General features: G+C 70.6%; 10 protein-coding genes. 7 read left to right on the forward strand and 3 right to left on the reverse strand.

All coding sequences use genetic code 11. The annotated features are described in order from the left end of the window. Nucleotides 1-249 precede the first annotated feature (249 nt). The 3 genes from ACFVW8_RS23740 (at nt 250) to ACFVW8_RS23750 (ending at nt 1,903) form a co-directional block, all read left to right on the forward strand. Nucleotides 250-1,149: a hypothetical protein gene (locus tag ACFVW8_RS23740; RefSeq protein ID WP_389693139.1), complete on the forward strand. Its 900-nt coding sequence runs from the start codon at nt 250-252 to the stop codon at nt 1,147-1,149. Between the two features lie 92 nt (nt 1,150-1,241). Next, nucleotides 1,242-1,484 (forward strand): type II toxin-antitoxin system VapB family antitoxin, encoded by a 243-nt coding sequence (locus tag ACFVW8_RS23745; RefSeq protein WP_389693159.1) that lies wholly within the window; start codon nt 1,242-1,244, stop codon nt 1,482-1,484. Further along, nucleotides 1,484-1,903, forward strand: a complete 420-nt coding sequence (locus ACFVW8_RS23750) for a PIN domain nuclease (RefSeq protein ID WP_389693141.1) — start codon at nt 1,484-1,486, stop codon at nt 1,901-1,903. The genes ACFVW8_RS23745 and ACFVW8_RS23750 overlap by 1 nt, the downstream gene beginning before the upstream one ends. A gap of 32 nt (nt 1,904-1,935) precedes the next feature. On the opposite strand, the gene ACFVW8_RS23755 is transcribed toward ACFVW8_RS23750, so the two are convergent. Next, nucleotides 1,936-2,316 (reverse strand): MerR family transcriptional regulator, encoded by a 381-nt coding sequence (locus tag ACFVW8_RS23755; protein WP_389693161.1) that lies wholly within the window; start codon nt 2,314-2,316, stop codon nt 1,936-1,938. 278 nt (nt 2,317-2,594) lie between these two features. On the opposite strand from ACFVW8_RS23755, the gene ACFVW8_RS23760 reads away from it, so the two are divergent. Continuing rightward, on the forward strand, nt 2,595-4,103 hold the full coding sequence (locus ACFVW8_RS23760) for a SulP family inorganic anion transporter (RefSeq protein ID WP_389693143.1): 1,509 nt from the start codon (nt 2,595-2,597) through the stop codon (nt 4,101-4,103). 95 nt (nt 4,104-4,198) lie between these two features. On the opposite strand, the gene ACFVW8_RS23765 is transcribed toward ACFVW8_RS23760, so the two are convergent. Beyond that, nucleotides 4,199-5,038: a helix-turn-helix transcriptional regulator gene (locus ACFVW8_RS23765; protein ID WP_389693145.1), complete on the reverse strand. Its 840-nt coding sequence runs from the start codon at nt 5,036-5,038 to the stop codon at nt 4,199-4,201. Between the two features lie 101 nt (nt 5,039-5,139). On the opposite strand from ACFVW8_RS23765, the gene ACFVW8_RS23770 reads away from it, so the two are divergent. The 3 genes from ACFVW8_RS23770 to ACFVW8_RS23780 all read left to right on the forward strand — a co-directional run bounded on the left by ACFVW8_RS23770 (nt 5,140) and on the right by ACFVW8_RS23780 (nt 8,611). Continuing rightward, nucleotides 5,140-5,847: an SDR family NAD(P)-dependent oxidoreductase gene (locus ACFVW8_RS23770; RefSeq protein WP_389693147.1), complete on the forward strand. Its 708-nt coding sequence runs from the start codon at nt 5,140-5,142 to the stop codon at nt 5,845-5,847. Nucleotides 5,848-6,041: 194 nt separating this feature from the next. After that, nucleotides 6,042-7,136 (forward strand): right-handed parallel beta-helix repeat-containing protein, encoded by a 1,095-nt coding sequence (locus ACFVW8_RS23775; protein WP_389693149.1) that lies wholly within the window; start codon nt 6,042-6,044, stop codon nt 7,134-7,136. 164 nt (nt 7,137-7,300) lie between these two features. After that, nucleotides 7,301-8,611 carry an alpha/beta hydrolase family protein gene (locus ACFVW8_RS23780; RefSeq protein WP_389693151.1) on the forward strand — a complete coding sequence of 437 codons (1,311 nt, stop codon included), beginning with the start codon at nt 7,301-7,303 and terminating at the stop codon, nt 8,609-8,611. Between the two features lie 87 nt (nt 8,612-8,698). Here ACFVW8_RS23780 and groL read toward each other — a convergent pair whose 3' ends face one another. After that, complete coding sequence (groL, locus tag ACFVW8_RS23785) at nt 8,699-10,324, reverse strand: chaperonin GroEL (protein WP_389693153.1); 1,626 nt, start codon at nt 10,322-10,324, stop codon at nt 8,699-8,701. Nucleotides 10,325-10,635: the final 311 nt, after the last annotated feature.

Consider the following 10,635-nt stretch of genomic DNA (forward strand, 5'->3'; position numbering starts at 1 on the left):
CCACCTGCCAGTTGCCGCGCGAGGGTCTCCTCGGAGCTCAAGCCCCGAGATCCGAGCGCTCTTTCAGCGGAATGGGTGGAGGGATTGAATTCCCACCCACCCTCCCTGCCCGGCGGGTTGACTTTTCGCGACCGACTTGCCACGGAGGGTGATCGCGCTCTAGCGTCAGCCGGGACACGACGGCCCCCGCCGGTGCGGAAACACCGAGCAGGGGCCTGACCACTTCGATCGCAAGGCAACATCGATCTCATGGCTGTCAATCAGCTTAGTGCTGCCCCCGCTCCCCAGTCCGTGCCGCTGCCCACGCTCGACCACCCGATGGCCAATCCCGGGTACGGCAAGCGTTCGGCCCCCGGCCAACGCCCCCGCAGCGGCAACGATTTCGTACACCTCCGTCCCCGCGACGCCGCCATCGCCGCCTACATCGACGGCCTGTGCGACGGCGCCGACATCTCCGTGAAGACGCTCGCCAAGGCCCTCCCGTACGGCCAGTGCGCCCTGCGGACCACGCTCAACCGGCTCCAGGAAGCGGGCCATCTGCGCCGGGGCAGCGAGTGCGTCGCCACCGACGAGGCCCTGATCTGGGTCACCCGGACGTTCTTCTCCCGCACCTCACGCGACGACGACTGGTGGGACGCCTTCACCCGGGGCGACGCACCCCAGGAGCGGGCACCCCAACGCCCCACCCGCTCCCGCTCGTTCATCCTGCTCGCCGCCCTCGGGCGCCACACGCCCACGCTCACGCTCTCGCAGGCGGACTGTGCCGCGCTGGAACCACAGGTCAGCGAGTGGTTCGAACTCGGCGCCACCGAGGCGGAGATCCTGCACGCCCTGACCGAGGGCCTCCCGGCACGCGTCCACCACGCCGCCGCGCTCGTCCGCAGGCGGCTGCGGGACAAGCTGCCGCCAGCGCGCATGACTCCCCCGGCCGCCCGTCAGATCGTGCTGCGGACCCTGGAGTGCAGCGAGTGCCGGGCGCCCGGCAGTGCGGAGGCAATGCCGGGCGGGTTGTGCGGCAACTGCCGGGGCAAGCCCGACGCCGCCGCCTCCAACGGCCCGGTGGGCGCCGTACCCGTACAGGGCGTGCGGGCGCGGATGAGCGCGGTACGGGCGGGGCTGGTGCCGAGGGCCGATCGGGCCTACCCGTGACCCGGCGAAGCGGACAGCCGAAGCCCAAACGATATCGTTTATTTGTTGCAAGTGATATCGTTTACGTTGTCCCAGCACTCAAGGAGGCCATGGTGGCCAGGACAGTCATAGACCTCGACGAGGCCATGGTGGCCGAGGCGATGCGCATCTTCGGCACCAAGACGAAGGCCCAGGCCGTACGCCTCGCCATGGAGGACACCGTCAAGCGCCATCTGCGACAGGAGGGGTTCGACGCCATGGACGCCGGCGAGCTCGACTTCAGCGAGATCGTCGAGAGCACCGGCCCCCGTAACAGCGACGGAACCCTCAAGCGCGACGGCGGCCGGGCCGCCTGATGCAGGATCGCTACCTGATCGACAAGTCCGCCCTCGCCCGCTGGACGAAGCCCGGCGTCAGGAAGGCACTCAAGCCGCTTCACGAGCGGTATCTGCTTGCCGTCTGCCGGCCCACCGAGTACGAAATGGTCCACTCGGCCCGGGACGGCTCGGAGGCCACGCGGATCAGCACGTGGCTCCACGCCTTCGATTACGTGCACAGCTCGGACGACACCTTCACCCGCGCACTGGAGGTCCAGCGTCACGCGCTCAACGCCGGCTTCCACCGCGCCCTCTCGCTCCCGGACCTCCTGATCGCAGCCACCGCGGAGCTGAACCGGTTGACGGTCCTCCACTACGACGGCGACTTCGACATGATCGCGTCCCTCACCGGCCAGCCCGCCGAATGGGTCGTCCCGCCGGGCAGCGCCGACCGCTGAGCCTCGGTTCGCACCCTGCGGGCCGAACGGGCCTACCGCTGAAGCCGGTTGCGGAGCGTTGCCGCGAAGTCCTCGGCGCGGGCCAGCTGTACGCGCAGCTCCTCGATCTTCTCGACCGCCGCCTGCTCGTACTCCCGCACTCGGCGCAGAAGCTCTGCGCGCCCGTCACCCTCGGCCGCCGGGTCCGCCGCATCGAGGCGGTCGGTGGCATCCAGCAGGTCGCGCATCTCGTCCAGCGTGAAGCCGAGCGGCTTCATCCGGCGGATGACCATCAGGCGCGCGACATCGGCCTCGGTGTAGAGACGGAAGCCGCCCTGGGAGCGGGCGGAGGGGATGACCAGGCCGGTCTCCTCGTAGTGCCGGATCGTGCGCAGCGACAGCTCCGTGCGCGAGGCGACCTCGCCGATCTGCATGTGCTCGCTCACGCGGGCGCCCCTTCGTCCTTGTGTCACCGGGGCCACAGGTGGCCGGCGCCGATCTCTACCCTAACGTTAGGGTAGAGTAAAGGATCGGCGGGGCCGGTTCCAAGCCGTCCCGACGGCGCGCGCCCGCCCACGGCGACTCGCGCAGCCGCCGCCTGCACCCACGTACGCAGGTTCGCGGAAGGCCGGCGCAGCCCTTCCGCGTCTTCATCTTCTCGCACGCACCGGTGACGCCCGGCGTGCCCGACCACGAACAGGTACTGGCTCTCTTGTCTGCTCCCACAGCTGTGTCCGCCGCCGCCCGGCTGCGCGGCCTCAAGCCCGACTGGTTCTCCGACCCGAAGGTGTGGCGCACGGAGATCCTCGCCGGCCTCGTCGTCGGGCTCGCGCTGATCCCCGAGGCGATCTCCTTCTCGATCATCGCCGGGGTCGACCCGGCGATCGGCCTGTTCGCCTCGTTCACGATGGCCGTGACGATCTCGGTCGTCGGCGGCCGGCGCGCGATGATCTCCGCCGCGACCGGTGCCGTCGCCCTGGTGATCGCCCCGCTCAACCGCGAGCACGGCTTCGGCTATCTCGTCGCGGCCGTGATGCTGGCCGGTGTCTTCCAGATCGTCCTGGGAGCGCTCGGGGTGGCGAAGCTGATGCGGTTCGTGCCGCGCTCGGTGATGGTCGGCTTCGTCAACGCGCTCGCCGTCCTGATCTTCCTGGCGCAGGTGCCCGAGATGCACGACGTGCCCTGGGCCGTCTACCCGCTCATCGCCGGCGGGCTGCTGCTGATGGTGTTCTTCCCGAAGGTCACCAAGGTGATCCCGGCACCGCTCGTCTCCATCGTCACCCTCACCGTGATCACCGTCGCGGCCGGGATCGCGGTGCCGACCGTCGGCGACAAGGGCGAGCTGCCCTCATCGCTGCCGGTCCCCGGCCTGCCCGACGTGCCGTTCACGCTCGACACGCTGACCACCGTCGCTCCGTACGCCCTCGCCATGGCGCTGGTCGGTCTCATGGAGTCGCTGATGACGGCGAAGCTCGTCGACGACATCACCGACACCCGTTCCAACAAGACGCGCGAGTCGGTCGGGCAGGGCATCGCCAACATCGTCACCGGGTTCTTCGGCGGTATGGGCGGCTGCGCCATGATCGGCCAGACGATGATCAACGTACGGGTCTCCGGCGCCCGCACCCGGCTGTCCACCTTCCTGGCCGGCACCTTCCTGCTGGTGCTGTGCGTGGTCTTCGGCCCGGTCGTCTCCGACATCCCGATGGCCGCCCTCGTCGCGGTGATGGTGATGGTGTGCTTCGCGACGTTCGACTGGCACTCCATCGCCCCCAGGACGCTCAGGCGGATGCCCGCCGGTGAGATCACGGTCATGGTCATCACCGTCGCCATCGTGGTGGCGACCTCCAACCTCGCCATCGGCGTCGTCGTCGGCTCGGTCACCGCCATGGTGATCTTCGCCAAGCGCGTCGCGCACCTGGTCGACGTCACATCCGTCACCGACCCCGACGGCGGCCAGGTCGTCTACTCCGTCACCGGCGAGCTCTTCTTCGCCTCCTCCAACGAACTGGTCACCCGGTTCGACTACGCCGGCGATCCGGACAAGGTCGTCATCGATCTGTCCGCCACCCATGTCTGGGACGCCTCGTCGGTGGCGGCCCTGGACGCGATCGAGACCAAGTACGCCCAGCGCGGCAAGAGCGTCGAGATCGTCGGCCTGAACCGGCCCAGCGCCGACCTGCACAAGACGCTCAGCGGCGAACTCACCGCCGGGCACTGACGGGTGACGGCACTGACGGGCAGCCGGAGGGGCGATCCGGCTGCGGTACGCCGCGTCAGCCCGCGGCACTCCGCGCCGGCCCCCGGTACGCCGCGTCACGCCGGCCGTGACGCGAGCTTCTGGGTGCCGACGACGGCCAGCAGCTCCAGGCGTTCCGCGTCCTCGGTGCCCGGCTCCGCCGTGTAGATCATGATGCGCAGATCGCTGCCCGCGACGCTGAGCACATCGCAGTCCAGCGTCAGGGCGCCCACCTGCGGGTGGTCGATGGTCTTGCGGGACGCCTCGTGCCGGCCGACGGTGCCGGAGTCCCACAGCTCGGCGAACCGTTCGCTGTTCGCGCGCATTTCGGCGACCAGCCTGCGCAGCCGCTGGTCCGCCGGATAGCGGCTCGCCGTCGCGCGCAGCCCGGAGACCTGCGCGGACTCCAGCGCCTCCAGAGACTCCTTTGTGTGGCGGACGCGGCTGCCCGAGCCGAGGAAGTGGCGCCACACCGCGTTGCGCTCGTTGCCCCGGTATTCGCCCATCAGCGCCACGTACATCGGGTTGGCCAGCAGCAGCGTCCATGTCGCGTCCGAGACGGCCACGGGCGTCCCGGTCAGCCGGTCCAGCATCCGCTGCACGCTCGGCGTGATGTAGGCGGGCACGGTGCCCCGGCCCGGCGGCATGAGCCCGGCGACGTGGAACAGGTGCTCGCGCTCGGCCCCGGAGAGCCGCAGGGCCCGGCCCAGCGCCTCGACGACCTGTTCCGACGGGTTGACCGCCCGGCCCTGTTCCAGGCGGGTCACGTAGTCGACCGAGATCCCGGCGAGCAGGGCCAGCTCCTCGCGGCGCAGCCCGGCCGCCCGCCGGTGGCCGCCCACGGGCAGCCCGGCCGCCTCCGGGGAGACCCGGTCGCGCCAGCGCCGCACCGTGTGCCCGAACTCCGTCGTCGCCATGGCACCACTGTGCACCGCCCGGCCCGGTTCTTCCTGGTACCGGTGGTCCCAGGAAGACGGGACGCCTGGCAGCCCCTACCGCCCCGCCGCATCGTGGAGGCATGACAGCAACACTGATCACCGGAGCGAACAAGGGTCTCGGCTTCGAGACCGCCCGCCGGCTCGTCGCCGCCGGCCACACCGTCTGGATCGGCAGCCGGGACGCGGAACGCGGACGCCGTGCCGCCGAGCAGCTCGGCGCCCGGACGGTGCCGCTGGATGTCACGGACGAGGCGTCCGTGCAGGCAGCGGCGGCCGCCATCGAGGCGGACGGAGGGCTTGACGTACTGATCAACAACGCCGGTATCGAGGAGCGCGGCGAGGACAACACCGTGATCGGCCCGGCGGAGGTGACGGCCGACCTGATGCGGCAGACCTTCGAGACGAACGTCTTCGGCACGGTCCGCGTCACCCACGCGTTCCTGCCGCTGCTGCGGCGTTCCGCGGCCCCGGTCGTGGTCAATCTGAGCAGCGGCCTGGCCTCGTTGACAGCCGCCAGTCGGCCGGACTCCCCCGGGTACGCGTACCCGGGGGTCGCCTACCCGGCGTCGAAGAGCGCGGTCAACATGGTCACCGTGCAGTACGCGAAGGCGTTCCCGCAGATGAGGATCAACGCGGTGGAGCCCGGCTTCACGCGGACCGACCTGAACGGGAACACCGGCGTCCAGACCGTCGAGCAGGGCGCCGAGATCATTGTGCGGATGGCGCAGGTGGGCCCCGACGGCCCGACCGGCGGCTACTTCGACGCCGAGGGCACCCTGCCCTGGTAGGCGGAGTCCCCGGGTCGCCGTCCGGCGGCCGCGAGCGCGGTCGGGCGGACGGCGGCCCCCTCGCCGGCTATTGACGCCTCGGTGTGCCCACTTCTAAGGTCTCGACCACTTAACAGATGACGTCTGACGTCCTTCGTCCGATGTTGCGCTCTCCCGCGCCACGCACCGCACGAAGCAGAGGAGTTGGGACAGAGATGAATCCGGCATCGGGCGGACCGTCGCTCACTCGCAGAGCCCTGGCGGCCGTCGCGGCAGCAGGCACCGTGACCGCCCTGGCCGCCGCCCCCGCAGACGCCGCGACGGCGGCGACGGGCCTCCCGGTGCTGGCCGTGGGCGCCGACTGGGCGTCCGTACTGGCCGCGACGCCGCAGGTCCAGCTGGTACCCGGCGCCACGTACACCCTGTCCACCACGGTCGAGCTGCCCGACGGCTGCCGGATCGTGGGCAACGGCGCGACCGTCACCGTCACCGGAGACACGGTCGGTGCGCTGCGCGCCACGAGCAGGAGCGACATCACCCTCACCGGCATCACCTTCCTGGGCAGGACCGCCGACCCGCTGGGCTCGGCGGCCTCCTTCGGACACGTCGGCCTGCGGCTGGACCGCTGCACCAACTCCCGTGTCCTCGACTGCGACTTCACCCACTGGCGTGGGGCGGGCATCGTGGTCACCGGGTCGGCGGGCGACGACTACTTCGCCTACCGGTCCAAACTGCGGGGCAACACCTTCAACCGCTGCTACTTCGGCGTATCGATCGCCGACCGCTGCGAGTACTCGATCCTCAGCGACAGCACCTTCTCCTACTGCCGGCTCGCCATCTGGAACTCGTCGGGCAACTGGACGGTCAACGACAACTCGGTGATGGGCTGTTACGGCGCCTACTACTCCTACGCCCGCACCAGTCCGTACGGGTCCCTCACCTCGGACAACTGGAACCACGGGACCCTGAGCGGCAACACGTTCAACCACTCCAACGGCGGCGCGAAGGCGCTGTGGAGCGCCAACGCCGCCTTCCCGGTGGGCGGTTCGGCACTCGACCCGGGCCCGGGCATCGTCGTGAACGGTCTGCTGCCGCCCACCTTCACCGGCAACACGCTCTGGTACACGGACATCGAGGCAACCGACCTCGCGGGCACCGGCTGGCTGCTGTCCGGCTGCACCCTGTCGAACCTCACGGTCAGCTGCACGGGCTCGGCACCCGTACGCGTGGTGGGGACCCAGTCCAACGGCGCCGCCAACGCGCCCGTGTTCAGCGGCAAGGTCACCGACGTACTGGCCGCCCTGGGCTGACACCCGGTCTCATACCCGGGTGCCAGGCGCCACGCCGACGAATGAGGACTCGGGTATCACGCGCCGGGAGGGCCGCGCGGGGCATCGTGGAGGCATTCGCAACGTCCGCCGCACACCGCGCGGTCCACACCGCGTGCCGTGCCGCCCGAACGGGGGAGTCCCAGGTGCCCGCAGCAGTCCCGCGTACGCGTACTCACGCCCACAGGCATACCCACAGCCGCCGGCGGGTGCTCGCCACCGGCCTGGCCGCGGCGGCCCTGCTGGCCACCGGGGCGGTGCCGTCGTTCGCGGCCGGGGGCCGCCGGACGCGTACCGCCCTGCCGGCCGCCCGGCTGCCCCGGCCCACCGGCCCGTTCGAGGTCGGCTCCACCGTCCTGCACCTCGTCGACCCGGCGCGCACCGAACCGTGGCTGCCGGACGGCACCGCGCGCCGCGAGCTCATGATCACCGTCCGCTACCCGGCCGCGCCCGGCGGATCCGGGCGCCGGGAGCCGCAGATGACGGCCGCCGCGGCCGCCCACTTCGGCGGCGCGGAGGGGGCCGCCGTCCTGAACCTGGGGATGGCGCCGGACAGCGTCGACTGGGCGGCCACACTCAGCCACGCCCGCCGCGACGCACCCGTGGACCCGCGGGCCGGCCGGCTGCCCGTCGTGCTGTACTCCGGCGGGCTCGGCGACCCGCGCACCTGGAACACCGTCCTGGTGGACGACCTGGCGAGCCACGGGTACGCGGTCGTCACGATCGACCACACCTACGAGGCGACCGAGGTGGAGCTCCCCGGCGGGCGCCTGGCCACCATGCGGATCTTCGAGGGGGCGCCGCCCACCGACCCGGACGCGATCAGTGCCGTGCTGCGGAAGGTCGTGGCGGTTCGGGTCGCCGACACCCGGTTCGTGCTGGATCGGCTCCCGGAACTGAACCGGACGCGCTTCGGGGACGTACTCGATCTCCGCCGGACCGGCATGTTCGGCCACTCCGCGGGCGGCTTCACCGCGGCCCAGACGATGCACGACGACCGGCGGATCCTGGCCGGCATCAACATGGACGGGGAGATGGACTACGTGGGCGGGGAGCTGCCGGACGGCACCCGGCTGAGCACGGTGGCGCTGGAGGGTCTTGACCGACCGCTGCTGCTGATGGGCACGGACGCCGAGGGGTCCGGCGACTACCACCACCAGCCGTCCTGGGCGGCGTTCTGGCGCAACACCCACGGCTGGAAGGCGAACGTCACGCTGACCGGCTCGCGCCACGCCTCGTACACCGACGCGGAGCTGCTGCTGCCGCAGCTGGCCCGGCAGGGCGCTGAGCCCGACGGCGGCCTGGCGGCGGCGGTCGGGACCGTACGGCCGGAGCGGGCGGCTGCCGCGAGCCGGGCGTATGCGGCGTCGTTCTTCGGCCGGTGGCTGCGCGGGCACGACGACCATCTGCTGGACGGCCCGTCGGCCCGCTTCCCGGAGATGGTGTTCACGCCGTAGCGGACGGGAACGACACCGGCCCCCGGGGACGGATCCCCGGGGGCCGGTGTCGTGTACAGCTGTGCAGGAACTACCGATCCGTCAGGATCAGAAGTCCATGTCACCGCCCGGCATGCCGCCCGGAGCGCCCGCCGGAGCGGCCTTCTCCGGCTTGTCGGCGATGACGGCCTCGGTGGTGAGGAAGAGCGCGGCGATGGACGCGGCGTTCTGCAGGGCGGAGCGCGTGACCTTCGCCGGGTCGATGATGCCCTCGGCGATCATGTCGACGTACTCGCCGGTCGCGGCGTTGAGGCCGTGACCGATCGGCAGGTTGCGCACCTTCTCGGTGACGACGCCGCCCTCGAGACCACCGTTGACGGCGATCTGCTTGAGCGGGGCCTCCAGCGCCAGCTTGACGGCGTTGGCGCCGGTCGCCTCGTCACCCGAGAGCTCGAGCTTCTCGAAGACGGCCGAGGCCTGGAGCAGAGCCACGCCACCACCGGCGACGATGCCCTCCTCGACGGCGGCCTTGGCGTTGCGCACCGCGTCCTCGATGCGGTGCTTGCGCTCCTTGAGCTCGACCTCGGTCGCGGCACCGGCCTTGATGACGGCCACGCCGCCGGCCAGCTTCGCGAGGCGCTCCTGGAGCTTCTCGCGGTCGTAGTCCGAGTCGGAGTTCTCGATCTCGGCACGGATCTGGTTGACGCGGCCCTGGACCTGGTCGCTGTCACCGGCGCCGTCGACGATCGTCGTCTCGTCCTTGGTGATGACGACCTTGCGGGCGCGGCCGAGCAGGTCGAGCCCGGCGTTCTCCAGCTTGAGGCCGACCTCCTCGGAGACGACGGTGCCACCGGTGAGGATGGCGATGTCGCCGAGCATGGCCTTGCGGCGGTCACCGAAGCCCGGGGCCTTGACGGCAACGGACTTGAAGGTGCCACGGATCTTGTTGACGACCAGGGTCGACAGGGCCTCGCCCTCGACGTCCTCGGCGATGATCAGCAGCGGCTTGCCGGACTGCATGACCTTCTCCAGCAGCGGAAGGAGGTCCTTCACGTTGCTGATCTTCGAGTTCACGATCAGGATGTACGGGTCGTCCAGGGACGACTCCATGCGCTCCATGTCCGTGGCGAAGTACGCCGAGATGTAGCCCTTGTCGAAGCGCATACCCTCGGTGAGCTCGAGCTCCAGACCGAAGGTCTGGGACTCCTCGACGGTGATGACGCCTTCCTTGCCGACCTTGTCCATGGCCTCGGCGATGAGCTCGCCGATCTGGGTGTCGGCGGCGGAGATGGAGGCCGTCGAAGCGATCTGCTCCTTGGTCTCCACGTCCTTGGCCTGCTCCAGGAGGGCGGCGGAGACGGCCTCGACGGCCTTCTCGATGCCCCGCTTGAGAGCCATCGGGTTCGCACCCGCGGCCACGTTGCGAAGGCCCTCGCGGACGAGCGCCTGAGCGAGAACGGTGGCGGTGGTCGTACCGTCGCCGGCGACGTCGTCCGTCTTCTTGGCGACCTCCTTGACCAGCTCCGCACCGATCTTCTCGTACGGGTCCTCCAGCTCGATCTCCTTGGCGATGGAAACACCATCGTTGGTGATCGTGGGGGCGCCCCACTTCTTCTCAAGGACGACGTTGCGGCCCTTGGGGCCGAGGGTGACCTTGACGGCGTCGGCGAGCTGGTTCATGCCGCGCTCAAGACCGCGCCGGGCCTCCTCGTCGAACGCGATGATCTTGGCCATATGAAGTGGTCCTCCCGGACAGGGGTGGATTTCTCCGGACCGAGAGGCGCCCGCGACGGACGGCCTGCGTGTCTGCCGGTTCCTTGCCCCGGCAGACCTGCGGGCCTCACCGGCCCGGTCCAAGTTTCTGTCACTCTCACCCGGAGAGTGCTAACGCCAATGATTAGCACTCGACCCCGTTGAGTGCAAGCGCCGAAGGCTCCTTGAGGGGTGGCGGCCGGGCGACGGGTGGGCGCAGGCGTCCCCCTCTGGATGTGGACAACCGGGGAGGGGGCGCGCGGACGCACGTGGGGCCCGTACCCCGGTAGGGG

It is taken from the genome of Streptomyces sp. NPDC058221 (assembly GCF_042882365.1).
GTDB lineage: Bacteria > Actinomycetota > Actinomycetes > Streptomycetales > Streptomycetaceae > Streptomyces.

Bases quoted from the DNA above. Each gene is read 5' to 3' on its own strand.
- ACFVW8_RS23740 (WP_389693139.1), top strand. From the start codon at position 250: ATGGCTGTCAATCAGCTTAGTGCTGCCCCCGCTCCCCAGTCCGTGCCG.
- ACFVW8_RS23750 (WP_389693141.1), top strand. From the start codon at position 1,484: ATGCAGGATCGCTACCTGATCGACAAGTCCGCCCTCGCCCGCTGGACG.
- ACFVW8_RS23755 (WP_389693161.1), bottom strand. From the start codon at position 2,316: ATGCAGATCGGCGAGGTCGCCTCGCGCACGGAGCTGTCGCTGCGCACG.
- ACFVW8_RS23765 (WP_389693145.1), bottom strand. From the start codon at position 5,038: ATGGCGACGACGGAGTTCGGGCACACGGTGCGGCGCTGGCGCGACCGG.
- ACFVW8_RS23770 (WP_389693147.1), top strand. From the start codon at position 5,140: ATGACAGCAACACTGATCACCGGAGCGAACAAGGGTCTCGGCTTCGAG.
- ACFVW8_RS23775 (WP_389693149.1), top strand. From the start codon at position 6,042: ATGAATCCGGCATCGGGCGGACCGTCGCTCACTCGCAGAGCCCTGGCG.
- groL (WP_389693153.1), bottom strand. From the start codon at position 10,324: ATGGCCAAGATCATCGCGTTCGACGAGGAGGCCCGGCGCGGTCTTGAG.